23 protein-coding genes are annotated in these 25,379 nt (G+C 43.5%); 1 reads left to right on the top strand and 22 read right to left on the bottom strand.

Annotated elements, in window-relative coordinates; genetic code table 11:
- Nucleotides 1–39 precede the first annotated feature (39 nt).
- The 17 genes from DWZ93_RS02650 to gpr form a co-directional block, all read right to left on the bottom strand.
- Nucleotides 40–1,035 (bottom strand): VOC family protein, encoded by a 996-nt coding sequence (locus tag DWZ93_RS02650; RefSeq protein WP_118451883.1) that lies wholly within the window; start codon nucleotides 1,033–1,035, stop codon nucleotides 40–42.
- A gap of 37 nt (nucleotides 1,036–1,072) precedes the next feature.
- A complete protein-coding gene (locus DWZ93_RS02645) occupies nucleotides 1,073–2,062 on the bottom strand; it encodes a Gfo/Idh/MocA family protein (RefSeq protein WP_158574271.1) in 990 nt (329 codons plus the stop codon).
- A 164-nt stretch (nucleotides 2,063–2,226) separates the two neighbouring features.
- On the bottom strand, nucleotides 2,227–3,204 hold the full coding sequence (locus DWZ93_RS02640; protein WP_118451881.1) for a LacI family DNA-binding transcriptional regulator: 978 nt from the start codon (nucleotides 3,202–3,204) through the stop codon (nucleotides 2,227–2,229).
- The gene (rbsK, locus tag DWZ93_RS02635; protein WP_118451880.1) at nucleotides 3,204–4,112 is read right to left on the bottom strand and encodes a ribokinase; all 909 of its coding nucleotides are present in this window, start codon (nucleotides 4,110–4,112) and stop codon (nucleotides 3,204–3,206) included. Before rbsK ends, DWZ93_RS02640 begins: the two co-directional genes overlap by 1 nt.
- Before the next feature lie 105 nt (nucleotides 4,113–4,217).
- The gene (locus DWZ93_RS02630; RefSeq protein WP_118451879.1) at nucleotides 4,218–5,150 is read right to left on the bottom strand and encodes a bifunctional riboflavin kinase/FAD synthetase; all 933 of its coding nucleotides are present in this window, start codon (nucleotides 5,148–5,150) and stop codon (nucleotides 4,218–4,220) included.
- 15 nt (nucleotides 5,151–5,165) lie between these two features.
- A complete protein-coding gene (gene truB / locus DWZ93_RS02625) occupies nucleotides 5,166–6,065 on the bottom strand; it encodes a tRNA pseudouridine(55) synthase TruB (protein WP_118451878.1) in 900 nt (299 codons plus the stop codon).
- Nucleotides 6,066–6,068: 3 nt separating this feature from the next.
- Nucleotides 6,069–7,031, bottom strand: a complete 963-nt coding sequence (locus DWZ93_RS02620) for a DHH family phosphoesterase (protein ID WP_243061071.1) — start codon at nucleotides 7,029–7,031, stop codon at nucleotides 6,069–6,071.
- The gene (gene rbfA / locus DWZ93_RS02615; protein WP_118383740.1) at nucleotides 7,009–7,392 is read right to left on the bottom strand and encodes a 30S ribosome-binding factor RbfA; all 384 of its coding nucleotides are present in this window, start codon (nucleotides 7,390–7,392) and stop codon (nucleotides 7,009–7,011) included. The genes DWZ93_RS02620 and rbfA overlap by 23 nt, the downstream gene beginning before the upstream one ends.
- A gap of 50 nt (nucleotides 7,393–7,442) precedes the next feature.
- Nucleotides 7,443–10,289: a translation initiation factor IF-2 gene (infB, locus tag DWZ93_RS02610; protein WP_118451877.1), complete on the bottom strand. Its 2,847-nt coding sequence runs from the start codon at nucleotides 10,287–10,289 to the stop codon at nucleotides 7,443–7,445.
- Between the two features lie 29 nt (nucleotides 10,290–10,318).
- On the bottom strand, nucleotides 10,319–10,630 hold the full coding sequence (locus tag DWZ93_RS02605) for a YlxQ family RNA-binding protein (protein WP_118383742.1): 312 nt from the start codon (nucleotides 10,628–10,630) through the stop codon (nucleotides 10,319–10,321).
- On the bottom strand, nucleotides 10,617–10,877 hold the full coding sequence (gene rnpM / locus DWZ93_RS02600) for an RNase P modulator RnpM (protein WP_118451876.1): 261 nt from the start codon (nucleotides 10,875–10,877) through the stop codon (nucleotides 10,617–10,619). Before rnpM ends, DWZ93_RS02605 begins: the two co-directional genes overlap by 14 nt.
- Before the next feature lie 39 nt (nucleotides 10,878–10,916).
- Entirely contained in the window at nucleotides 10,917–12,125 is a 1,209-nt protein-coding gene (nusA, locus tag DWZ93_RS02595) for a transcription termination factor NusA (protein ID WP_118383744.1), read from the bottom strand.
- A gap of 24 nt (nucleotides 12,126–12,149) precedes the next feature.
- Nucleotides 12,150–12,617, bottom strand: coding sequence for a ribosome maturation factor RimP (gene rimP / locus DWZ93_RS02590; protein WP_118383745.1), 468 nt, complete (start codon nucleotides 12,615–12,617; stop codon nucleotides 12,150–12,152).
- A gap of 239 nt (nucleotides 12,618–12,856) precedes the next feature.
- A complete protein-coding gene (locus DWZ93_RS02585) occupies nucleotides 12,857–15,097 on the bottom strand; it encodes a DNA gyrase/topoisomerase IV subunit A (RefSeq protein ID WP_118451875.1) in 2,241 nt (746 codons plus the stop codon).
- Nucleotides 15,098–15,114: 17 nt separating this feature from the next.
- A complete protein-coding gene (locus DWZ93_RS02580) occupies nucleotides 15,115–17,037 on the bottom strand; it encodes a DNA gyrase/topoisomerase IV subunit B (protein ID WP_118451874.1) in 1,923 nt (640 codons plus the stop codon).
- 103 nt (nucleotides 17,038–17,140) lie between these two features.
- The gene (locus DWZ93_RS02575) at nucleotides 17,141–18,319 is read right to left on the bottom strand and encodes a stage II sporulation protein P (protein WP_243061069.1); all 1,179 of its coding nucleotides are present in this window, start codon (nucleotides 18,317–18,319) and stop codon (nucleotides 17,141–17,143) included.
- An 80-nt stretch (nucleotides 18,320–18,399) separates the two neighbouring features.
- Entirely contained in the window at nucleotides 18,400–19,365 is a 966-nt protein-coding gene (gene gpr, locus DWZ93_RS02570) for a GPR endopeptidase (protein WP_118383748.1), read from the bottom strand.
- A gap of 181 nt (nucleotides 19,366–19,546) precedes the next feature.
- Here gpr and rpsT point away from each other — a divergent pair, with 181 nt between their 5' ends.
- Complete coding sequence (gene rpsT / locus DWZ93_RS02565; RefSeq protein WP_118383749.1) at nucleotides 19,547–19,810, top strand: 30S ribosomal protein S20; 264 nt, start codon at nucleotides 19,547–19,549, stop codon at nucleotides 19,808–19,810.
- 158 nt (nucleotides 19,811–19,968) lie between these two features.
- On the opposite strand, the gene DWZ93_RS02560 is transcribed toward rpsT, so the two are convergent.
- The 5 genes from DWZ93_RS02560 to DWZ93_RS02540 all read right to left on the bottom strand — a co-directional run bounded on the left by DWZ93_RS02560 (nucleotide 19,969) and on the right by DWZ93_RS02540 (nucleotide 25,332).
- On the bottom strand, nucleotides 19,969–20,436 hold the full coding sequence (locus DWZ93_RS02560) for a hypothetical protein (protein WP_118451873.1): 468 nt from the start codon (nucleotides 20,434–20,436) through the stop codon (nucleotides 19,969–19,971).
- Nucleotides 20,437–20,649: 213 nt separating this feature from the next.
- Nucleotides 20,650–21,249: a hypothetical protein gene (locus DWZ93_RS02555; protein ID WP_147364651.1), complete on the bottom strand. Its 600-nt coding sequence runs from the start codon at nucleotides 21,247–21,249 to the stop codon at nucleotides 20,650–20,652.
- Between the two features lie 16 nt (nucleotides 21,250–21,265).
- Nucleotides 21,266–23,668 carry an FtsX-like permease family protein gene (locus tag DWZ93_RS02550; protein WP_118451871.1) on the bottom strand — a complete coding sequence of 801 codons (2,403 nt, stop codon included), beginning with the start codon at nucleotides 23,666–23,668 and terminating at the stop codon, nucleotides 21,266–21,268.
- A complete protein-coding gene (locus DWZ93_RS02545) occupies nucleotides 23,665–23,892 on the bottom strand; it encodes a hypothetical protein (protein ID WP_118451870.1) in 228 nt (75 codons plus the stop codon). The genes DWZ93_RS02550 and DWZ93_RS02545 overlap by 4 nt, the downstream gene beginning before the upstream one ends.
- Before the next feature lie 81 nt (nucleotides 23,893–23,973).
- A complete protein-coding gene (locus tag DWZ93_RS02540; protein WP_055214789.1) occupies nucleotides 23,974–25,332 on the bottom strand; it encodes a KAP family P-loop NTPase fold protein in 1,359 nt (452 codons plus the stop codon).
- Nucleotides 25,333–25,379: the final 47 nt, after the last annotated feature.

Genomic DNA, 25,379 nt, shown 5'->3' with positions numbered 1-25,379 from the left:
CAGCTGGGGGATTGACTCCCAGCTGATATATATTGCAGGTTACTTCCGTTTTCCATCTGCAAACACATAATCCGGTGGTCCGATCTTACCACCATTTCCAAACTCTATGATCATATTAAGAAATTTTTGCGTACTCATATAGTAGTGACTGTCTCCATCAATCCATCCGGTCTGCATAATCTCCACATCATACGCTTTCAGGCGATCACATTCTTCTGCAATCTCTTCGTCTGAAAATACATCTTTAATATGATGAAATCCCGGTCCCTGTTTCTCCAGAAATTCCCAGTAAATATTCGGTCCTTTGACCGGCTGAATAATTTCAATCTCCATATCTCCCGCCCATTTCACTGCACAGATAAAATCAAATTCCTCTTTCACTTCATGACCGCCTACTTTCAGGCTCTTTACCTTATCCGGCGTAAAATGGCGCACATCCCATCCATCGATTCCGAGATAATATGCATAATTCTTCATGTATTTTTCCGCATCGTCAACGACAATTGCAAGCTGTCTGATATTCGGAATGTGGTTTATTGACCGAATCGCACCTTCCACCGGATAAACCTCTGGTGCTGGTCCAATCTTACCGCCATTTCCAAGTTCCAATGTCAGTCCAAGCTGCTCATACGAATCCAGATAATAATGTACATCATTATCAATCCAGCCTGTCTGTATTACTTTAAGGCCCTTCGCCTGTAATTCGTCTACATACGCCCTCAATTCTTCATCATCAGGAATTACAATTTTAAAATGGTGAAGTCCGCTGCCGTATTTTTCTAAAAATTCCCAGTAAATATTTGGACCTTTGATCGGTTGAATTAATTCAAATTCCATATCACCTGCCCAGCAGACAGCACAGATAAAGTCAAATCCTTCAGTCACTGCTTCGCCACGCACATACAAATCATGCACCGTGTCCGGTGTAAAATGTCGGATATCCCATGGCCCAATACCGAATTTCTCCCAATATTCTTTCATCGCTTTCTGCACATCATCTACCAACACACAAATCTGCTTGATTTTACCTTTCATCGTCTCATCCTCCCTTTATTCACAAATGCTTAACTGTTTATTCACTATCCGCTTTGTATACAATACCCCATTCTTTTCTGGTGGTTTCAATCCAGTCTGCGATAATCTCTGTGTCTGTTAACGTAAAATATGGACACTCCTTTTCTCCTTTTTCCAGGCATTCCTGTATCGCTTCTATCTCATATTGAAAACCACTTGCCGGATATGCTTTTTCAAAGGTCTGTCTGGTTCCATCATTCATCACAAGCTCTGCAGTAGTAGGATGCCAGAATTCCGGTCCAATCAGAATTCGTCCAAGCTCGCCTACAATCTCTGTCACAGGTGTACTGACCTGATTAAATGCACCACTTAAGAATGCCGCTCTTCCATCTGTATAAGTTGCCAGCATATGAAAACTTTCATCCACTTCACCGTTGGACTTCATCGTAGCATGTGCCTCTTTCGGAGACTCCGGAAATACCATCTGCGCCATGGCTAATGCATAAATTCCCACATCACGAAGTGCACCACCCGCATGACTAATACCGCCTTTCCACGGCTGCCAGTCACTGACATCCGGTTTAATGTCAAATCCAGACTTCACTGTAAGTGGCTTTCCGATCTTACCTTCTGCGATCCAGCTTCTTGCCTGTCTCACCGCCGGAAAACATCTGGTCCACATACCTTCCATAAGAAAAACATCTTTTTCTCTTGCTTTTGCAAGCACTGCATCAAGTTGTCTGCGATTATCAACCATCGGCTTTTCCGAAAGAACAGGAATGCCTGCCTCCAGCACTGTCATAATATAACTGAAATGGCAGTCATTTGGAATTGCAATATATACAATGTCTGGTCTCGCATTCCGAAGCATCTCTGCTAGCTCTGTATAGACCGTATTACAACCATATCTCTGTGCAAATGTCTTTCCATTTTCCTCGCTTCTGGAAACCACCGCAACAAGTTCTGCTGCAGCCGCCTCCTGCATGCCCTTTGCAAATTCATTAGCAATATATCCGGTTCCCACAATTGCCCATCTTGTCTCTTTCATACGGTTCCTTCCTTTCCATTCTACATTCACAGCTGTCTTTCTATCTATCATTATCATCAGCGTTATCTAGAAAGTCAAGAAAAGAACCCGTCATTTTTGTATATTCAGTACATTTATACATTATAAAAACGTTTCCATATATGCATATTGCACATACAGAAACGTTATGTTGTTCCACCTTTTTGAAATTCCACATCAATAATCCGATGCATACGCACAGGCTCTTTGCGCTGTACCAGCCGGACTACAGTATCGGCACAGCTTGATGCAAGCTTTGTAATGTCCTGGCGCACTGCTGTCATAACAGGCATCATCATCCGGGTAAAATCTGTTCCATCATACGCCATAATCTTCATATGATCCGGAACCTGAATCCCCCTCTCTGTCACAAAACGATAACAGGCAATTGCCCCCATATCAGAAGCAAACACTGCATCCGACCACTTCACATCCCTCAGATGTTCTGATAGATATTTTTCATAATATTCATAATCCAGGCGATTCCACTCCAGATCAAGCTGACGTACCTCCACGCCTGCTTCATCCATAATCCGATGAAATTCCCGGTACCTGTCATTCGATGGCGTATATACTGGAAAATAGTCTCCAAGCTGCAGCACTCTTTTGCATCCCTTTTCCAATAGATGTTCTGCTGCAATTCTTCCTCCGGTCTTATGATCGGAATGAATGAGTGGAATACCTTCTCCCAGATTATGATCCATGCTGACTATTGGTTTATCCATATGCCGATACACTTCTGCCTCAGCAGACCATGCGCAGGTAATCAAACCATCCAACATATTACGATCTAGCATTTCCACATATGCCGCTTCTCTGTCACTGTGTTTTACCGTATTACACACCATCGTACGATAGCCATAATTATATAATTCCATTTCAACCTGTCGCAAAAACGATGCGTAAAATGGCGTCTGAAAATCCGGAATCAGCACACCGATAATTCCAGTCTGCTTTCTGGACAGATTACGTGCACGTTCATTGGGAATATAATGAAGTTCCCGGATTGCTTTTTCAATTTTCTCCCTGGAACGGGCAGAAACATAGCCGGTGCCATTCATTGCTCTGGACACCGTCGCAATGCCGACACCGGCTTTCTCTGCCACATCTTTAATGGTTGGCATTATAAACTTTCAAGCACCTCTTCCAATGATGGCACGGAAGACTGTGCACCTGATCTTGTAACTGCAATTGCAGACGCTTTCTGTGCAAATGCAATCGCATCTTTTTCTGATTTCCCCTGACTGATTGCCACTGCAAACGCTCCTGTAAAGCAATCTCCCGCAGCCGTAGTATCTACTGCTTTCACCTTATTAGCCGGAAGAAATTCCTCTCCTTCTTCTGACATCAGGAGACATCCTTTGCTTCCCAGAGTAACAAGCAGATGTTTGACGCCTTTTTTCAGCATCTCGTGTGCTGCTTCTTTATACTCCTCTTTGCTATGTAATTCTCTGCCGATCAGAATACCAAGTTCCGTCTCATTCGGCTTAATATAGTCAATATCTTTCCAAAATTCTTCTGGCATAGCTGCCGCAGGAGCCGGATCTACAATGATCGTCTTACCTTTGGCAAGTGCCATCTCTTTTGCCTTCATAACGGTATCAAGTGGAATCTCCTGCTGCATTACCACAATATCGGCCTCATCCATCAGATACTCATATTTTTTCAAAAGGTCCTCATCTACCAGACTATTTGTTCCACCAACTACGATAATTGAATTCTCGCCATTAGCATCAACCGGTATAAATGCCTGCCCGGTTGTTCCCCCCGGAATTCGCTCAATACCTTCTACATTGACATTAACACTTTTGAGATTTTCTAACATTGCATCACCAAAACTGTCATCACCAACTGCACCAATCATGCTTACATCTCCACCAAGCTTACCAATCGTATAAACCTGATTAGCACCTTTACCGCCTGGCACATGCTTAATACCATTTCCCATAATCGTTTCGCCCGGAACCGGAATTCTTGGAGTCTCAATAACAGTATCCATATTCAGACTTCCGACTACCAATATCTTTTTCATACTAGAATCCTCCATAATACATGTATTTTGATGTCAAAGGATCATCGCTGCGCAGAACATTCTACACCCCCAACACCTTTGTACATATTATACAACATTTTTGGATTATCTCCTAGACTTTTGTTTAAAATACTCTTTTCCGTATAAAATATCTGTCTCCACACACGCTTTCAGCTCATCAACACCATGAAACTTCTGTTCCGGTCTATGATATTCACAAAACTCAATCTCTACTTCTTTACCATATGCATTACCAGAGTAATTATACAAAAACGCTTCCACCAGCATCCGATTTTCATTCGTCACTGTCGGCTTCACGCCTACATTGGCAATACCTCCGTAGACCTTCCCGTCCATCTTTACCTGCACTGCATATACACCATTTGGCGGCATCAGCTTATTTGGATTTGGAGCCACATTCAAAGTTGGAAATCCCAGTGTTCTGCCAAGTCGTTTTCCGTGCTCCACACACCCTATAACCCGATACGGATATCCAAGTAATGTATTAGCCAGCGGAATATCCCCTGCGTTCAGCACTTCACGTATATAAGTACTGCTGATTTCCCGGTCATGGTACCGTTCTTTCTCGATCACAACTAAATGATATCCATATACCTTTTCATACTCTTTCAACATGTGAATATCACCGCGTTTCTTATAGCCAAACGTAAAATCTGTTCCAACCACCACATAAGATGCATGGAATGTCTCCACCAGCACATCCCGGATAAAATCTTCAGCCTTCACCTGACTGAACTCTCTGGTAAATGGACAGTCGACCAGATAATCCACCCGGTCGTGAAGTCTGTCTTCCCTTTCCTCTTTGGTCATCAAAATACAGCGTTCATCCACATGCTTTTTCGAAAATGCCAGCATATCGAATGCACACACAACACTTTTTACACCCGCAGTATCTGCATATTCTATTACTTTTTCAACAAGTTTTTCATGGCCACGATGTACACCATCAAACTTTCCGAGCGTAACAGCAGTCTGACTGTCATCGTGGTAATCTTTCAAGCCTTTAATATATTGCATGTTTCTCCTCTTGTTCTACGGCTGCAGAAACATTTTCACAATTCGGAATTCATGATCCTTTTCTACATACCGATAAACTGCAGCAAAATGTCCATTCGAATCATAAACTCTTACCATTTCCTGATCATCATAGTTCTGTGATCTGTCAGGCTTACGGAACGAATTACCATTCTGCAGTCTCTTTTCCTGATCCGGATGGATCTGAACTGCTCTGTATTGTTCAAACACACTGTCGATCGGTTGAAGAATCTTTTCCAGATTCCCATCCTCTTTCGCCTTCTGTATCTCACTAAGGCGTAGGCTGTCTGCCAGCACAAAGCGTCCTACCTGCACCCGGAGCAGCGACTCCATACATCCACCGACACCGAGCTTTTCACCGATATCATGGCATAACGTACGGATATAAGTTCCTTTTGAGCAGGAAACTTCCATTTCTACTCTCGGAAGATCTACACAAAGAATCTTAATACTGTGAATCATCACATTTCTTGCTTTGCGTTCTACTGTTTTTCCTTCACGCGCAAGTTCATAAAGTTTCTTACCACCCACCTTGAGAGCTGAATACATTGGCGGTATCTGTGCATATTCTCCCACAAAGCTCTGGACAGCTTCTGTCACCTGCGCTTCATTCAGATTCGAAATATCTGAAGTCTCAAGCACTGTGCCTGAAGCATCCTGGGTATCTGTTGTCTGTCCCAGAAAAAGCACTGCTCGGTATGTTTTATCCTTGTCTGTCAGAAGTTCACATACCTTCGTCGCCTTTCCCAGGCATACCGGAAGAACCCCTTCCGCATCCGGATCTAGGGTTCCTGTGTGGCCAATCTTCTTCTGACCAGCAATACCTCTGAGTTTTGCTACTACATCATGAGAAGTATATCCCTTCTCTTTATATACATTGATAATTCCATGAATCATGATTTATTCCTGCTCCATCTGCATCTCAATCCGTCCGGACAGATTGTTCAGCACATCATAGATCGTACCAGGCATAGTACAGCCGGCCGCTCTCACGTGACCGCCTCCGCCAAAATAGCTGGCTACTTTATTCACATCCACATAACTCTTGGACCGCAGGCTGACTTTGTACACATCTGCCGTCAATTCATAGGCAAATATCGCGACCTCCACACCCTTCGTCAGGCGAAGCTGTGACACAATGCCATCTAAATCCTTTGGTGTCACGCCATAATAGTCCATCTGCTCCTTTTTAAAGGACGATGCTATGCATTTACCATCCATGAACAGAATACTCTCTAACAATGCTCGTCCCATCACCTGATTCTGTGCATATGTCTTTTCGCTGAATGTAGAATCCAGAAGTGCCGGAGCATCAAATCCATATTCCAGCAGATCTGCCGCCACGCGATATGTCTTCGGTGATGCACAGGAGTAGCGGAAGATTCCCGTATCATGTGCAATTCCCATATACAGGGACTCCGCAATCTCCTTTGTAATCTTGTCCTTATCCAGTAGTTCGTATACTAGCTCTGACGCAGAACTTGCATCCGGGAATATATAATTCTCTTCTGCAAAAGAACCATTACTCACATGATGATCAATACACAATGTGTGTGCCGCACTGCAGAACAGCGGCTCAGAGAATCCGAGACGCGCCCGGTCTCCGCAGTCCAGACTGATAAAAAGATCATAGCGTTTCTCTTCGTCAATCTCACTTAAAATATCCTCTGTTCCACGGATAAAGCGAAATTTATCCGCAATCGGTTCCAGATAGAGATCCACCTGGATCTCCGGGTAATTATTCTTAATATATCGATACATTCCCATGCAGGAACCAATGCAGTCGCCATCCGGACGCTCATGTCCGCCAATGGCAACCGTCTGTGCTTTCTGAAGCATTTTATTCAGCATCTTCTTCACCATCCGTATCCAAATCCTTGGTTACATCATCAATCTTCTTAGACATAGTTACACCATACTCAATTGACTGATCCAGCACAAATGTAATCTCTGGAGTGTTGCGCATATTCAGATTATGTGCAAGCTGTCTTCTGATATATCCTTCCGCACTCTTAAGTCCGACTACTGTGTCTGCCTGTGCTTTCTCATCGCCAAGCACACTGATATAAGCCTTGCAGGTCTTCAGATCAGGAGCTACCTGTACTGCAACAACAGATGTCCATGGTGCCACCCTCGGATCTTTGATCCCTGCACGGATAATATTACTCAGTTCTCTCTGAACTTCTGTATTCACCCTGGTATTCTTAATACTGTTTTTTCTCAATTCTATTCTCCTTACCAAGACTCCCCGGGTGGGGCGTCAGATCCCCGCTATTATCTAGGGATCTCAACCATCTTGAACGCCTCTACCTGGTCGCCTTCTTTTACATCATTATAATTTTCAAATACGAAACCACATTCATATCCGGCACGTACTTCTTTTACATCATCCTTAAATCTTCTCAGAGAAGCAAGCTTGCCATCATAAATAACGATACCGTCACGTACGATCCTTGCCTGACAATCTCTTTCGAATGTACCATCCAACACATAAGATCCGGCAATTGTACCCACTCCGGAAGCCTTGAATGTCTGACGTACTTCGGCATGACCAAGCACTTTCTCCTCAAATACCGGATCCAGCATACCCTTCATCGCTGCCTGTACATCTTCGATAGCGTTGTAAATAACACGATACAGACGTACATCTACACCTTCACGCTCTGCTGTCTCTTTTGCGGTCGCATCCGGACGAACGTTAAATCCGATGATGATCGCATTGGATGCAGATGCCAGGCTGACGTCAGATTCATTGATCGCACCAACACCGCCATGAATGATCTTAACTACAACTTCTTCGTTAGACAGCTTCAGGAGACTCTGCTTGATTGCCTCTACAGATCCCTGTACGTCTGCTTTAACTACAATATTCAGTTCCTTCAGATTACCTTCCTTGATCTGTGTAAACAGATCATCCAGAGAAAGTTTACCCTTAGTATCTTCCAGAAGTTTAGCTTTGTTCTGCGAGATAAATGTCTCAGCAAAACTTCTTGCATCTTTGTCATTCTTGCATCCGACAAATACTTCACCGGCATTCGGCACGTCATTCAGACCAAGAATCTCTACCGGAGTAGACGGACCGGCCTCTTTTACACGGCGTCCCTTATCATCCATCATCGCTCTTACTTTACCGTAAGCGGAACCTGCAGCTATCGCATCTCCGATACGCAGTGTACCCTTCTGTACCAGAACAGTAGCAACCGGTCCCTTACCTTTGTCAAGCTGAGCCTCGATTACAAGACCTCTTGCTCTTCTGTTCGGATTAGCCTTAAGTTCAGATACTTCTGCTGTCAGAAGCAGCATTTCCATCAGATCCTGAATACCTTCTCCGGTCTTAGCAGATACCGGTACGAAGATTGTGCTTCCACCCCAGTCTTCCGGAATCAGTTCGTACTCAGACAGTTCCTGTTTTACACGATCGATATTTGCACTTGGCTTATCAATCTTGTTAATCGCAACTACAATTTCAATACCTGCAGCTTTCGCATGGTTGATCGCCTCAACTGTCTGCGGCATTACACCATCATCAGCGGCAACTACAAGAATCGCAATATCAGTAGAGTTCGCACCACGCATACGCATTGCAGTAAAAGCCTCATGTCCCGGTGTATCCAGGAATGTAATCTTCTCACCATTTACTGTAACAACAGAAGCACCAATGTGCTGTGTAATACCACCGGCCTCACGGTCGATCACATTTGTATGGCGGATTGCGTCCAGAAGAGAAGTCTTACCATGGTCAACGTGTCCCATAACACATACAACCGGCGGACGTTTCTTCATCTTCTTTTCGTCTTCTTCTTCCTCTTTCAGGAGTTCTTCAATTACATCTACAACTTCTTCTTTCTCGCAGAGTACATCAAACTCAAGCGCGATCTCTTCTGCTGTATCATAATCAATCTCCTGATTAACGGTTACGATCTTGCCCTGCATAAAGAGCTTCTTAACAATAACAGATGGTACAATCTTCATCTTATCTGCCAGTTCTTTGATTGTAAGGACCTCTGGAATTACGATTGACTTGATTGTCTCTTCTACCTTCTGTTCCTTCTGCTGTGGCTTCTGCATCTGCTGCTTCTGATCATTCTTCTGCTTTCTTCCCTTAGGCATTCTGTCTTCGTCATCCTTGCGGTAATCTTTCTTCTTGAAGTCTTCCTTGCCCTTATTCTTTCTCTGCTGTGGCTTCTGTCCTTCCAAAGCCGGTGCAGGAATTGCAGGATTATTATTCTTCTTGCGGTGATCGTTGTTCTGGAAACGGTCATTTCCGTTTCTTCCCTGTCGGTCTCTGTTGTTGAATCCGCCCTGACGATCATTTCTATCATTTCTTCCGCGGTTATTATCTCTTCTGTCTCCCTGCGGGCGATCATTTCTATCGTTATTTCTGTCGTTTCTTCCGCGGTTATTATCTCTTCTGTCTCCCTGTGGGCGACCGTTTCTGTCACCGCGGTCATTATTTCTGTCATTTCTTCCCTGTCGGTCTCTGTTATATCCCCCCTGTGAACGCTCTCTGCGTCCTTCCTGGGATTGAGAATTTCTATTCTGTTCTTCTCTGTTCTTAACTGGTTTTTCCACTGACGTATTCTTCTCCTGAACTTTTTCTGTCTGCTTCGCCACACTCTGCGGCTGTACCGGAGTACTTTCCGGCTTCTTAGACTGTACTGTCTCTGCATTTACTTCTGGTTTCACCTCTGCAGGCTTTACTGCTTCTGCCGGCTTCTCTGCTACAGGCTTAACTGCTGGCTTAGTGACAGGTTTTACTGCCGGCTTGCTTCCCGGTGCCGGTCTTCCGTTCTGTACCTGCATCGGCTTTGCATTCTGCGGTGCCTTTGCTCCACCGGCAGGACGCCCGGCCTGACGTCTGCCATTTCTGGAACCGTCTCTGGTATTCTGCGGGCGGAATACATGCACGATATTTTTCTTCTTCGGTGCTGCCTTAGCCTCATCCCCTGATGCAGGGGCTTTGCTTCCGCCAAGTGCTTTCTTCACCATAGCGGCTTCATCCTCTGAAATCGTGCTCATATGATTCTTTACTTCTATATTCTTTCCTTCCAGGAACTTCACAACGTCTTTGCTGTCCTTGCCAAGTTCCTTTGCAAGTTCATATACTTTTACTTTTGACATACAAACTAACCTCCTCTATGCAATTGTATCTATATCTGACTGTTTAAATGTTTCAGAATGTTATCTGCGAATCCCTCATCCAATATTGCAACGGATGCGCGAAAGTCTTTGCCGATAAAATGTCCAAGCCTCTCTCTGTCATAACACAGGCGCATTGGTACTTCATAGAATTCACACATATTCTGAAATTTTTTTCTGGTATTCTCAGATGCATCTTCTGCGATCAACACCAGATATGCTCTGCCGCTCTTCACTTCCTTCTCGACGGTAAATTCTCCGCTGACGATTCTTCCCGCTCTTGCCGCAAGGCCGAGCATTGACAATGCTTTATCTGGTTTCAAGTGCTTCCATCTCCTTTTCCAGCGATTCATAGACTTCTGCCGGGATAGCCTGTTTGAATGACCTTTCCAGTCCCTTGTTCTTACGGGCAAGCTGCAAACATTCTTCACTTGGACATACATATGCCCCTCTGCCATTCTTCTTGCCGGTCGCATCCAACATAAATGTACCTTCCGGTGTCTTGATCACCCGGATCATCTCTTTTTTATTCTTCATTTCCTGACAGCCTACGCACATACGCACAGGCATCTTTTTATTTCCACTCAAACAATCACCTGATTTCTACTCTTATTCTTCTACTTCTTCGAACTGAATCTCGTCTTCCGGTGCTGTCTCCTCAGATGCTTCTTCAGATGTCTCGTAAGCTTCATCTGCCACCTCTTCATCGTAGCCGTCCTCGTACATCTCTTCTTCGTATACACCTTCCATCAGTTCCATATAGTTCTCCGGAAGCTCTCCTGACTCAATTGCCTGGCTCTCGCTCTTAATATCTATCTTGTATCCGGTCAGTCTCGCTGCCAGTCTTGCATTCTGTCCCTCTTTACCGATAGCCAGTGAAAGCTGGTAATCCGGCACAATAACGCTTGCAGTCTTCTCATCCGGATCAGCCATTACAGAAATAACCTTTGCCGGGCTCAGTGCATTCTCAATCAGAATACCCGGATTATCACTCCAGTTGATGATATCGATCTTCTCGCCGCGCAACTCATTAACAATCGTGTTGACACGTGCACCGTTCATACCTACACATGCTCCTACCGGATCTACATCAGGATCATTAGACCATACAGCGATCTTCGTTCTGCTTCCTGCTTCTCTTGCAATACTGCGGATCTCTACGACGCCGTCTCTTACTTCAGTAACCTCTGCTTCAAACAGACGTTTTACCAGTTCCGGATGGGTTCTGGATACCAGAATCTTAGGTCCCTTGGTTGTATTCTTAACTTCTACAACGTACAGCTTAATACGCTCTGTCGGCTGGAACACCTCACCCTTTACCTGCTCATTTTCTGTCAGCATAGCATCCACCTTACCAAGGTTTACGCTGATATTACGTCCAACATAACGCTGTACGATACCAGTTACGATATCTTTTTCTTTTTCAAAATACTGATCGTAAATCACTTTACGCTCTTCTTCACGAATCTTCTGAAGGATCAGATTCTTTGCATTCTGTGTTGCGATACGTCCGAATGATTTAGACTCTACCGGAATCTGTACGATGTCACCAATTTCATATTTCTTATCGATGTTCTTAGCATCTTCCAGGCTGATCTCTTCTACATCATCCATCACTTCATCTACTACTGTCTTCTCCTGGATCAACTGATAATCGCAGGTCTCACGATCCATGATAACTTTGATATTATCCGCTTTTCCAAAATGGTTCTTACATGCATTGATCAGAGAATTCTCAATGGCATCTAAGAGTGTCTCTTTGCTGATGTCTTTTTCTTTCTCTAATATTGTCAACGCTTCTAATAATTCTGTATTCATTTTCTTTTCCTCCTACTGATAAATCTAAAAATCAAAAGCAAGCCGAACCAATGCTATTTCACTTTTTTCAAATGTCTTTTCCCGGGAATCTTCCATCTCAATGGTCACACTGTCTTTGTCGTATGCTTTCAGAATTCCACGGAATTCTTTGGTACGGTCGATCATCCGATAAGTACGGATCTCCACCTCTTCTCCCATACTTCTCTCAAAATCTCTGTCCTTCTTCAGCGGTCTTCCAAGTCCCGGTGAACTGACCTCCAGAATATAAGATCCTTCAATATAATCTTCCTCATCCAGGATATCTGACAATTCACGGCTTACAACCTCACAGTCATTCACTCCGATTCCATCCGGCTTATCAATGTAAGCACGCAGATACCAGTTACCGCCTTCCTTCACATATTCCACATCCCACAGTGAGAATCCATGCTTCTCAAGGATTGGGAGCAGAATTGCTTCTGTTCTCTGTTCATAACTTTCTCTCTTAGACAATGCAGTTATTCCCTTCTTTCTTAAATTTTTCAAGCCCCAATTATGATGCCTACGGATTGTTTCGTGCTTTGCACTCCCACTGGCATCATATATGCTTTTTTACAACAAAGAAGAGTGAACTTTCGTTCACTCTTGCCTCAATCTACTATGTAACTATATACAGTATAGCACCTGTTTTTTGTAAAATCAAGGGATTTCCCATATTTTGCAAAGGTTTTTTCTATTTTTGATACAAATTGCTAACTCCGTGCTTTGGTACCCATTCCACCACGCTTAGCCAGTTTTAATCGGTTCAGATACAGATCCCTTTCACCGTAACGTATCGTACTCTCCTGACCTTCTCCGATCAGATATACCTGTTCCAGTTCGTCATTCTTCTTAAGCTTGATTCCCCGGACACCGACTGCTGCCTTCTTTTTCTCTGCCACTTCATCTGCAGCGAACTTCAGAAAATATCCTTCTTTGGTCTGTAATACCACCTGCTGATTTGGATGGATCAATTGAACGCTGATCAGTTCATCCTCGTCCTGCAGCTTCGCCGCCACGATGGTACGTTTGATCACCTGGAATTCAGCACCCTCCACCTTCTTGATCATGCCCTGCTTCGTCGCAAACATCAGCCATGCATAACGCATCTGCTCGCCATCACACAGGTAAACGATCTGTTCACCGGAGCTGTCAAAATTACTCACATTATCTATCGGAATGCCTTTATCACGGAACTTTCCATACGGAAGATCCTGTAGCTTGATCTGATGCATCTTGCCGGTATTGGTAAACAGACACAATTTGCCGGTATTCATGCAGGAGACAATGTATTTGTTCTCACTGTCTGCTGCCTCTTTATTTCTCTCATATACTGACGGATCTACGGTCCGTGCGTAACCAAAGCGGTCCATCAGGAACACCACTTCCTGCTCCTCAATCTTCTTTTCTTCAAATACCGCCTCTTCTGCATTCATGATCACGGTACGACGGGCTCCTGCAAATTCCTTACGGAACTGTTCCAGCTCTTCGATGATCACACTGGACATTGACTCATAATGATTCAGGATATCCTCGTAGCGTGCAATCTTCTCCAACGTCTCCTCGTGCTCTTTCTGTAATGCCTCAATTTCCAGGCCGATCAGCTTATACAGACGCATTTCCAGGATTGCTGTAGCCTGGCGCTCCGTAAAGCGTAACATCGCCGCCATCTTCTGTGAAATCTTACTCTTGAATTTAATATTCTCAGTCACACCATTCGTCAGACATGCTTTCGCATCTTTGATGTTCTTACTGCCTCTGAGAATTTCAATGATCAAATCAATCACATCACAGGCTTTGATCAGTCCTTCCTGAATCTCTTTCTTGTCCTGTTCTTTTGCAAGCAGTGTACGATACTTTCTGGTCGCCAGCTCAAACTGGAAATCCACATGGTGTTCAATAATCTTTTTTAAGCCCATGGTCTCCGGCCTGCCGTCTGCTACCGCCAACATATTTACGCCAAAGGTGTCTTCCAGACGTGTCTTCTTATAGAGCATATTCGTAAGATTCTCTACATCCGCGCCCTTCTTCAATTCGATCACAATGCGGATACCTTCCTTAGAGGACTGGTTGGAAATGTCTACGATATCCGATGTTTTCTTGGTCTCCACCAAATTGCAGACATCATTTAAGAATTTACCAATGCCTGCTCCGATCATCGTATAAGGAATCTCGGTAATAACAAGACGTTTTTTACCGCTCTTCATATCTTCTGTCTCTACTTTACCGCGGATCTTGATCTTACCGGTTCCACTCTCGTAGATTGACAGCAGGTCGTCCTGATTGACCACAATACCGCCGGTCGGGAAATCCGGTCCTTTGATATATTTCATTAACTGCTTTGTCGTCAGTGTATTATCTTTCATATACGCGATGACTGCATCGATCACCTCACCCAGATTATGGGTAGGAATACTGGTCGCCATACCAACTGCAATGCCTTCTGCACCATTGACCAACAGATTCGGCACACGTACCGGCAGCACCTCCGGCTCTTTTTCTGTCTCATCAAAGTTTGGAACAAAATTCACAATATCTTTGTCCAGATCCGCAAGAAAGATATCCTGGGTAAACTTTGCAAGTCTCGCTTCCGTGTATCGCATGGCTGCTGCTCCGTCTCCTTCAATAGAGCCGAAGTTACCATGTCCGTCCACCAGAATCTTCCCTTTCTTAAAGTCCTGTGCCATCACAACCAGTGCTTCATAGATAGAACTGTCACCATGCGGATGGTATTTACCCATAGTGTCACCCACAATACGGGCGCATTTACGGTAAGGTTTGTCCCACCGGATACCAAGCTCATGCATATCATACAGTGTACGCCGCTGTACCGGTTTCAGCCCATCCCTCACATCCGGAAGGGCTCTTGCCACGATAACACTCATGGCATAATCAATATATGATTTCTTCATCACGTCCGAATATTCGGTACGAATAATCTGTGCTTCACTCATATTTTATCTGCTCCTCCCTAGATATCAAGCTCTGCCTCTGTCGCATTGTCGTAGATAAATGCACGGCGCGGCGGCACTTCTGTCCCCATCAGCATCTCCGTCACACTGGATGCCATTCTGGCATCCTCGATCTCTACTAATTTCATTACACGAGTCTCCGGGTTCAACGTCGTCTCCCAGAGCTGCTCTGCGTCCATCTCGCCCAGACCTTTGTATCTCTGTAAGATAAATGGTCCCTCGTGGGTCTTACGATAACGTTCTAATGCCTTGTCATCATAGAGATATTCTTCCTCACCCTTCTTTGGCATTGCCTTATAGAGTGGAGGCATCGCGATATATACATGTCCTTCGTAAATCAGTTCCGGCATGAAACGATAAAATAAAGTTAACAGCAGGGTGGAAATATGTGCTCCATCCACATCTGCATCTGCCATGATAATAATCTTGTCATACCGCAGTTTGGTAATGTCAAAGTCATTGCCGTATCCTTCGGAGAAACCGCATCCGAATGCATTAATCATTGTCTTGATCTCCGCATTGGCAAGAATCTTGTCGATACTTGCTTTTTCTACATTCAGGATTTTACCGCGGATCGGCAGGATTGCCTGATACATACGATCTCTGGCTGTCTTGGCAGAACCTCCCGCAGAATCTCCCTCCACGATAAAGATCTCGCATTTGGACGCATCCCTACTCTCACAGTTAGCAAGCTTGCCGTTACTGTCAAAGGAATACTTCTGCTTGGTCAGCAGATTCGTCTTTGCGCGTTCCTCTGTCTTACGGATCTTGGCTGCCTTTTCTGCGCAGGCAAGCACCTTCTTTAAGGTATCCAGATTGCGGTCAAAATAGCGTACAACTTCCTCACCGGTTACCTTTCCTGTCGCTTTGGCAGCATCCGGGTTATCTAGCTTTGTCTTTGTCTGTCCCTCGAATCTAGGATCCGAATGTTTAATCGATACGATGGCTGTCATACCATTACGGATATCCGCTCCGGTAAAGTTCGCATCCTTATCCTTCAGGATACCCAGTTCTCTGGCATACTGATTCATCACTGTGGTAAATGTTGTCTTAAATCCGGTCAGATGGGTTCCGCCCTCTGCGTTATAGATATTATTACAGAAGCCAAGTACATTTTCATGGAACTCATTGACATACTGGAACGCGACCTCGACCTCAACGCCTTCTGCTGTTCCCTGATAATACACCGGTTCATGGATGACTTCTTTCTTGGCATTCAGATCACGAATGAAGCCAATGATACCGTCCGGCTCGTGATATTCGATATGTTCGGTCTCTTCTCCACGTTTGTCTTCATATATAATTGTTAAGTTCGGATTCAGATAAGCCGTCTCATGCATACGGCTCTTGATCTCTTCCCCGCGGAACTTTGTCTTCTCAAAGATCGTATCATCCGGCAGGAAGCTGACCTTCGTTCCTGTCTTTCTTGTCTTACTTATCTTCGGCAGCAGTCCATCTTCCAATTCAATTACCGGAACACCACGCTCATAGCGGTCATGATGCACATATCCGTCTCTGCTGATCTCCACGTCCATCCATGCAGACAGCGCATTGACTACAGAAGAACCCACACCGTGCAGACCACCGCTGGTCTTATAGGCCGAGTCATCGAATTTACCGCCCGCATGCAGTGTCGTGTACACCAGTCTGGCAGCAGACATGCCCTTTGCATGCATGCCGACAGGCACGCCTCGTCCGTTATCCACCACGGTTGCCGATCCGTCTTTTTCCAATGTCACATGAATCTCGGAACAGAATCCCGCCAGATGCTCATCCACTGCATTATCCACGATCTCATAGATCAGATGATTCAGACCTTTCGTTGAGGTACTTCCGATATACATACCCGGTCTCTTACGGACTGCCTCCAGCCCCTCCAGCACCGAGATACTGTCCGCATCATATGTAGCTTTATTCGCCATGTTAATTAGTCCTTTCTACTATTTCGCATACTTACCCATGTTGTATTAGAATATCACAAATGTTTCTTTTTCGCAAAGAATTTATTTTAGTGATCGTTACCAATCACTTTACCAGCACCTGATCCAGCAGCTCCGCTAAGATATCCATCGCATTTTTCATTTCCTGTACGGTATTCGTCTGCGCACCCGCCTCAATCAGCAGACTCTTCGGCATCAGATGCATGTTATAACGGTATCCTCGCAGATAGATCCGTCTGGCAAAATCCGGATACTTCTCACTTGCCGCCACCTGCATCTGCAGAGAAAATGCAAGATTATCCTGTATGTAAGGATTGGCAAGATAATCAATCTCACCGTTTGACCTGGTCTTACTTAGTCCGTTAAAAAACATAATCTGGGCTGTTGGCTTTCCATTGATCTCCGTCACCAAATGGGTTCCCTCACCCACGCCATCCCTGTGCAAGTCAATCACCACCTCAATGGATGGGTTATTTTTCAGAATCTCTGCGATCTCCGGTTTCGCCAGATCATATGCTTTGCTTCGATCCAATTCTCCATTGATCAGATCGTAGACACCTGTATGATGCATTGTTTCTATATGATATGTCTGATTCAACAGGTCCGTCAGATAATCTCCGATGCCTACAATCGATGTAGACGGATCTCCAGGTACCGAATCCGCAAACATTTCCTGGGAATGGGTATGATAGATCAGAATCTTCGGTCCTGCTGTCTCTTGATTAATATGAAGATCCTTGCTCATAAGCTCTGTCCCATTCAGTTCATCACTGCGGATCATCGTGGAGCTGTCTACCGTATAGAAATGGCTCAGTAGATAGTTAAAATCTCCCATTTTCTCCGGAGATACATCAATACCTGTGCCCACTCCTTCCGTCTTAGCTGAATCATCCTCGCCGATTAACGCCCCATTCGCATCCACCGCATTCTCATCTGACGCCTGTTCCGCCAGAATCCTTGCAATTGTCTCGGCATCCTCCACTTCAGTCTCCCATTCTGATTTTTCATCCAAATACGTACCTAACGGTATCAGCTCGGCTGCCTTTCCTTCCAGCCACTCCTTCCAGTCACCATTTTTATCCTCTGCCACATATACCATTCCGGGCAGATAACATTCCGCCGACTGCCTGACCAGCATATCGGTAATCTCCTCCCAGATCATATTCCAGGAAAATACACCTGTATTCCACAATATATATGCCCCCAAGATCACTGACAGCATCAGAATCAGGCAACGATTGATCTTTACATGTCCACTCCGCATCGTTCACTCACCTCCGGCAGTCTGCCGTACTGCTGTTATCCTATGCCGTCCCGGTGCAAAATATGCCAATACATCTGCATTTATTCCACACATACACACAATTGATTGATCGCATCGCAGACAATCCGACTGATCCGCCTCACGGTATCATCGATATCCTTTGGCGTCACGAACATTCCATTCAAATGTGGGGAAATGAGTTCTTTCACCAGTTCGTATTTTTCCGCTGCATTATATCCCTGTAATACCAGTCCGACACCACGCAACGCCTCCGAAGTCTCCAGTGCCTGAATCAGATTCTCCATGGAATCATTGACGATTGTCGCTGCATCTACCACTGTTGGCACACCGATTGCGATTACAGGAATCCCCAATGTCTCCTGACAGATCGCACTGCGGTGATTCCCAACGCCGGATCCCGGCTGGATTCCCGTATCTGCCACCTGGATCGTGCGGTTCAGTCGCTTCGTATTCCGCGCAGCCAACGCATCAATCGCGATTACAAGATCCGGCTTCGTCTCTTTCACAATTCCCTTCACGATTTCTACCGTCTCCATGCCGGTCTGTCCCATCACTCCCGGCACAATCGCGCTGACCAGACGCATCCGCTGGTCATGTAATGCATACCTGCCGTACTCACGGATCACATGACGTGTGATATTCAGATGATCTGCCACGTACGGTCCCAGTGCATCCGGTGTCACCATCCGGTTGCCAAGTCCCACTACCAGCACCGACTCCTGCTTTCCCTTATGATCTTTCAAAATGCGTCTGAGCAGCTTCTCCAGTTCATCCGAAATATCCCGGTGGATCTCTTCGTTATCATCCGCCATCCCCGGTGCCTCCAGCGTCAGGTAATTCCCTACAGGCTTCCCCATGGTTCTTGCCCCCTTCTCTGTCTCAATCTTCACCATCGTGATGCGGATCTCCTTCTGCTCATCATAATGTTCCTCCAACACCACGCCTGATATCTCTACATCATCCGATTCAAACCGTTCCTTTTCCTCCAATGCAAGATCCGTACGCACATTGAACTTGTCGATCATACCTAGTCTCTCTCCTTCATACTCATTTTCCATTAGTTTTTACAGCTTTTGTCAAAATATGTATTGACAAGCACACCTAATTATTCTAATATAATTAAGTACGTTTTATCAGAGCGTCCGTGTCTGTTCTGATAAACATGAATGAAATTATAATTAATCCATGATATCGGAGGTGGACAAATTGGCTAACATCAAATCTGCAAAGAAAAGAATTTTAGTAAACGAGACAAAGGCTGCAAGAAATAAAGCGATCAAATCTAAGGTTAAGACTTGCGTAAAGAAAGTTGAGACTGCTGTAGCAAAGAAAGACGCTGCTGCTGCTCAGGACGCACTGAAGGTTGCTATTTCTGAGATCAACAAAGCTGGTTCTAAGGGAGTTTACCACAAGAACACTTGCTCAAGAAAGATTGCACGTTTATCAAAAGCTGTAAACGAAATCGCTTAATTTATTTGAATAAAGTAAACGAAACAAAAGACATCCATTACCGTCATGATGGATGTCTTTTTTGTTTAATTTTTTACATTCCACTCCCAGAACCCGTCATCATCTGTTAGTTCTATCGTCTGTATCAGTTCCGGATCATCCTTATCATAGATAACTCTTCACTCCGTCTCGAAGTCTTTCGTCTCAGCCTCCTTATAATCACTTGTCTCTGCCTGCACTGTCACTTTTATGTGCTGTATATTATCATTTTTCTCAACAAGTTCAATCTTTTTTACAGATGTCTGACAGCCATTCACATCAGAAGCTCCCAGAAAATAAATCCGTTCCTGACTGTTCAAGAATGTATCAAACATTCCTTTTGCAAAGCAGTCTCCCACTGTCTCATCCCAGGCATTTTTCTCTTCTTCCACTGCTTTCTGTGTTGCATCTATTTCCTCTTCATCTGGTACACCTGTTCCTATTCCTATTTCAGTAGGCTGAGCATGATATAACTCTTCATTCGGAGATTCCACGATAGCATGTAATAATTTTGTAGTAGAATCAGGAACTTCATTCTGTTTAGAACAGCCAATTAACGCATTTATCACAAAAGCTCCCATCACAATTATTCGTATATTACGCTTCATATACCATTTCCCCTTTCCATTTAAGAATACACAGCACGCCCAACCCCGTCATCACAACGAGTTTAGGCATCATTCGTCATCTTCTTACCACTCCAACTTGAACTTCCAGATTCTCTACACTTTTGACATTATCAAAAACATACTCTATCTCTATTTCCGTCACTTTAGGGAAGAATCCATAATTATTGAGCCATGTGAAATAATTTTCCTTTTTCATAGCTGATCATCTTCCATCTGATATATAATATCTGAAACATCAATCAATGTTTTGCCTGGACATTTATCATGAACATATATCACATCAAAATCCTTTACAAGGTTATCATTATTTCTTAGCGGACGAGATGGTTCAAAATATGCAATTGCGTATCCGGCAGGATTGCTTTGAATTTTAGGACTTATATCTGAGCTACGCAGCTTTGTATACCAGCCAATCTCACCATTCTGTGCAGTATGAGGTGTTGTGATAAAATCAAAGTATTCCGTTTTTCCTGTAGATATATTTTTCACTGTAGCATACGAATTAAAATCAGTAAGTGTAAAATATCCATAATCCCAATTCAAGCTAATCAAGTCTTCCCCACATGCTCCCGGTGTAACAAACCAATCATACAGAATCAGGACTTCACAACCAATAATGTCTCCAGATGAAGTTTCAAAAATAGTTACAACTTCTTTTAATTGCAGCTGTAATGTTGGATTCACTCTCCCCAATTCAGAATCCGTTTTATTATGATACCCACATACACCAAGAACGGTGATTACACTTAATGCCAGAATTATTGTTCTTTTATTTACATCATTTCCCATCATTTCCCATCATCGCGCCTTATCTAATTATGTAAAATAGTATTGTTCCAACCACACCTAATACCAGCGCAATCCCGCATTCAAGAACCACTTCAATGCATCTCATTTTCTTAAAAAATGCTTCTTCCATTCCAAGCGCATATAATATCTGATGATTTCTCGCCTTGTCCTGGCGTTCCGCTGCCAACAGCTGGCTTACCACGATAACCACCATGATAAGATAAAATATTCCAAAGATAATGAATGTGCCTGTAACGGAATAGTAGGTCTGCTGTCTGCCTGCATACTCTTCATGGTAATTGATCAGGTCGATATTGCCAGCCTTTTTCACACAGCTTAGTATATGCGTCTCTGCATCGTAAGCATCCGCTGTATCATCTAACAATATCCGTACCTTCTCACAATAATCATCCACGGTATTTATGCCATATTGTTTCCAGAAATTCTTTCCTGTGACCGCACAGATGCCGGTGCCGCCCGGATAAGGTGGGTGTATATTTTTTTCGGAAGATGTGCGCAGGATTGCATCAACCTGTATCTGTTTCGTCTGTGCTTCTTTTTCTCCATGGCAGGTAACCGATAACTGATCACCTGCTTTGATCTGTGATTCCTGAATATCGCTGTCTTTCACCATTTCTTTCGTATTCCATGGCAGATACATACCGTCCTGCTCTCGAAGTGGACTTAATACAAGGATGCAGAAGTTGCCGCTTTCAAATTCTTCTCGTATAACGGTTCCTTCCTGAACATCTGCCAGGAATCTCTGCAGATCTTCCCAGCGCGTGACTCCCAGTGCATGAAAAGAAATGTTATGAGCATTCACATTTTCCTTAAAAAGCTGCTCTGTCTCCAGTATTTTTTCAATATATGGGCTTTGTTTATACTCCGACAAATCAATGGTATATTCTGTTTCATTACGTTCGTCACTATCTGTAGAATAATATGCTTCTGCCGATTCCACACCTTCAATCTGAGACAATGTCTGAACTGTAAGTTTACTAATCCCTTGTGTGTTTGAATCCGGCTGCACATTTAACATATATCCATTGCCTGTATACTGACGGTCTCTTGCAAGTTCTTCCCAGTCCGACCGTATCTCCATATACCCCGTACCGCACATCACTAATACGCTTGCTATCAGCAGAATCTGTATGCCTTTACGCAGTTTTCTGTAATTCCAGTCACACAGCACCATAGAAAGAGGTGTCAGTCTGGTAATCTGATTTTTTCTTTTTGATAATTTAATTTTCTGGCGGTCTGTACCTCCTTTCCTGAATTTATTTAATTTCATGCATGAAAAGAAATAACTAAATGAAAATACGAAAAAGCTGTATAATAGTGTTCCTGCATATGCTTTTCCGGTCACTTTTGCAACTAACGGATAGCCAAGTATCTTCTCCCATCCTTTCATAGCTGCCAGGTACGTCAATGTACCGAGACCCATTCCGGTTATAGACGCAATCAGATAACACGCACAGGCTTCAAAGATCAGTATCTGGTACATCTGCTTCTTCTCCATTCCAAGTGCATCCAGAATCTTCCACATCTCCTGACGTTTCTGAACAGAGTGCGACACCATCAGATACAACACACAGGCTGCCGCTACTGCGATTACCACACGGATTGCCTGAAGAAATCCGATATATGGCATTTGCTTCACCACATCCTGATTCCATTTTGCATTTTCTTCCATACCGCAGGTCAGCTTATCGCTTTTCTTCAAATCTTCATAAACCGAGTCTCCCTTGTCTGCCCGAATCAGCATATGAGACTCCAATGGACTACCAATCCGCTCTGCTCCTGCTTTTGTCACAATTCCTGTCGGAAACCGATTCCGATTACATATGTCCCAGTTGACCTGATAGTCCTTGATGACACCACACAATGTATAGGTATAAGCCTTTCCGACCATATCATTCTGATACGCAGTCGTAGTAACGATATTTAACGTAATCTTCTCCCCCGGCTCTCCCTGGTAGCCAAGCGCAGTAAGCATGCCGGATTCCATAGCAATCTCCTGTTCATTTTCCGGAAGATGCCCTTTTAACATCTGCAAATGTCCGATATTCCACGCAGTCTGATCCATCGTTCCAATATTCGCTTGCTTATTGTCCATATAAGAGCCAGCCAGCACGCCATATATCTGAATCTTCCCTTTGGATTCGATAAATGGATGATCTTCTATCAAGGTCTGTGAATCTGCATCCATGTTTACCAGTCCATATTCCCATTCACCATAGATGTTCTTACGCTGGTTCTTCACTGCACTGATTATCCCATCTGTAATAAGAAAGCCGGTCTGCATCAGCATACACGCGAGAATGGTAACACACACTACCATCAGGCAATACTTTTTCTGGCGTTTCATCCATTGTAAACTAATATTCCATTCAATATGCCTTATCCCATAGTTTTCTCTCATCGCAGCTTCCCATCCTCCAGTATCACGATACGGTCTGCGTAATTGGCACTTTCCATGTCGTGCGTCACCATCACAATCGTCTGCAGATACATTTCTCTGGATGCCCGGAGCATCCGCATAATTTCCTGTCCGGTGCGGTAATCCAGATTCCCGGTCGGCTCATCAGTAAACTGTACCCCTATCCCTTTATGCCTTGAAAATAGGGGCTTTAACTGTATGCACACTTGTGTACTGTGTACACTTTCCTTCTACGATAAAAGCAAGCAGGTCTTTTTTTCTAGAATTTCCCACTTGCTTTTATACTCTTAATGATACCTATTTCCGTTGCATGCAACAATACATTTTTGTTTCAATTCGCGTCCTATTTCGAACCGTTCATAATATTCATCTGATTCTGTTTCAAATGCATATTTATATACTTTCACAACTTCTTCGCAGTTACTTTTAAATTGTTCCTCTTCAACTGTTCTGCTTCCATCTCCAATCAATCTATTAATAAATCTCTTGTAAATTTTCAGTTCTGGCAACACATTTGTAACAAACTCACTTTTACCTTCTAAAAATTTTTTCTTTTCTTGAATATCAATAATGTCCAGTAATATAATACTTGCTACGAACAGCAATACAAAATATGATTCTAAACTCGTGTATGTTCCTGTAGTAGCTGGTACTGCTTCAATACGACTTTTGTAAATTAGTTTATCTCTTAAAGATAAATGATAATAATCACTTAGCTCTTCAGCTAATTTATACAACCAAAATTTTCCTTCTGTTTGTTGTTCAGAAAATTCTAAGGTCTGTTTTTGATATTTATCCATTGCTGGAAGATTTATATTCACATCAAAAAACTTATTCAAATATCTGGTTGCATCAAACCCACTTCCATAATAATTTGTTATGGTATGTATTAACTGCTCCTTATTAAGGGACACCACGAAAATCACACGCTCATCATCAAAATAGTGTTTGATTCTCTCCAACATTTCTATGGCAAAAGATGGTCTGCAGCGATCCAATTCATCAATAAATATAACCAGTTTCTGCGCTCTTTCTACGATAATGTCATTGAAGATTCCTTTTACTCTCTCCCGAATCTCTTCTTCTGTTTGTACAAGCGATAAAATGTCCATACTTTTCCCTTGCAACTTTTCAATTGCGGTGAATGGATTTGCTTTAAACTCCCCTAGTGATATGGGCAATGTTGCCAATGCCTCTACTAGCTTTTTACTTATCTTTTCGGAATCTATTTTCGTATCATAAACTCCCCTGCAAGTCTTTGTCATGACTAACAACAGGGACATAAGTGGATCGCTATGATTATCATACATCCATGCATTATAATAGATTGGCAAATAAGAATGCTTCAAATCTATTTTAGCCATCATTTCATTGTCCTTCAAATATTCATAAGATGGAAGTTTCTCAATCGGATTTTCTTCATCTGCCCGTTGATTTGCCAACACATATTTTAACACTTCTTCAATCTGTCGGACAAAAAATGTCTTTCCATCTCCCCATTTCGCATCCAAACTGATGCAAGCACTCTCATCTATGAGTTCTAAACCATCTATAAAATCTTTTATATCTTTATTTCTTCCAAAAGTATTGTTTTTTATAGATGTCCAAATATTTTCATCCGTTGCTTCCTGAACATATTTTTTCATATATTGCATTCTCCTTTATCGTGAGTACCTATTATGGCTGAATATAA

It is taken from the genome of Dorea sp. AF36-15AT, assembly GCF_003477705.1.
GTDB classification, from domain to species: domain Bacteria; phylum Bacillota; class Clostridia; order Lachnospirales; family Lachnospiraceae; genus Claveliimonas; species Claveliimonas ammoniilytica.
This window is presented reverse-complemented; position numbering and strand designations above follow the sequence as displayed.

Excerpts from the sequence above, each read along its gene's own strand:
- DWZ93_RS02645 (WP_158574271.1), bottom strand. The coding sequence starts at position 2,062 with ATGAAAGAGACAAGATGGGCAATTGTGGGAACCGGATATATTGCTAAT.
- rnpM (WP_118451876.1), bottom strand. The coding sequence starts at position 10,877 with ATGCCTGTGCGTATGTGCGTAGGCTGTCAGGAAATGAAGAATAAAAAA.
- DWZ93_RS02540 (WP_055214789.1), bottom strand. The coding sequence starts at position 25,332 with ATGAAAAAATATGTTCAGGAAGCAACGGATGAAAATATTTGGACATCT.
- DWZ93_RS02560 (WP_118451873.1), bottom strand. The coding sequence starts at position 20,436 with ATGAAGCGTAATATACGAATAATTGTGATGGGAGCTTTTGTGATAAAT.
- DWZ93_RS02580 (WP_118451874.1), bottom strand. The coding sequence starts at position 17,037 with ATGGCGAATAAAGCTACATATGATGCGGACAGTATCTCGGTGCTGGAG.
- DWZ93_RS02630 (WP_118451879.1), bottom strand. The coding sequence starts at position 5,150 with ATGCAATATATTAAAGGCTTGAAAGATTACCACGATGACAGTCAGACT.
- DWZ93_RS02550 (WP_118451871.1), bottom strand. The coding sequence starts at position 23,668 with ATGAGAGAAAACTATGGGATAAGGCATATTGAATGGAATATTAGTTTA.
- DWZ93_RS02575 (WP_243061069.1), bottom strand. The coding sequence starts at position 18,319 with ATGCGGAGTGGACATGTAAAGATCAATCGTTGCCTGATTCTGATGCTG.
- nusA (WP_118383744.1), bottom strand. The coding sequence starts at position 12,125 with ATGAATACAGAATTATTAGAAGCGTTGACAATATTAGAGAAAGAAAAA.
- DWZ93_RS02650 (WP_118451883.1), bottom strand. The coding sequence starts at position 1,035 with ATGAAAGGTAAAATCAAGCAGATTTGTGTGTTGGTAGATGATGTGCAG.
- infB (WP_118451877.1), bottom strand. The coding sequence starts at position 10,289 with ATGTCAAAAGTAAAAGTATATGAACTTGCAAAGGAACTTGGCAAGGAC.
- DWZ93_RS02640 (WP_118451881.1), bottom strand. The coding sequence starts at position 3,204 with ATGCCAACCATTAAAGATGTGGCAGAGAAAGCCGGTGTCGGCATTGCG.
- DWZ93_RS02620 (WP_243061071.1), bottom strand. The coding sequence starts at position 7,031 with ATGGTGAAGAAGATGCTGAATAAAATGCTTCAGAAAGCACAGACGGTT.
- DWZ93_RS02585 (WP_118451875.1), bottom strand. The coding sequence starts at position 15,097 with ATGAGTGAAGCACAGATTATTCGTACCGAATATTCGGACGTGATGAAG.
- rbsK (WP_118451880.1), bottom strand. The coding sequence starts at position 4,112 with ATGAAAAAGATATTGGTAGTCGGAAGTCTGAATATGGATACTGTTATT.
- truB (WP_118451878.1), bottom strand. The coding sequence starts at position 6,065 with ATGATTCATGGAATTATCAATGTATATAAAGAGAAGGGATATACTTCT.
- DWZ93_RS02555 (WP_147364651.1), bottom strand. The coding sequence starts at position 21,249 with ATGATGGGAAATGATGTAAATAAAAGAACAATAATTCTGGCATTAAGT.
- gpr (WP_118383748.1), bottom strand. The coding sequence starts at position 19,365 with ATGATCGACAAGTTCAATGTGCGTACGGATCTTGCATTGGAGGAAAAG.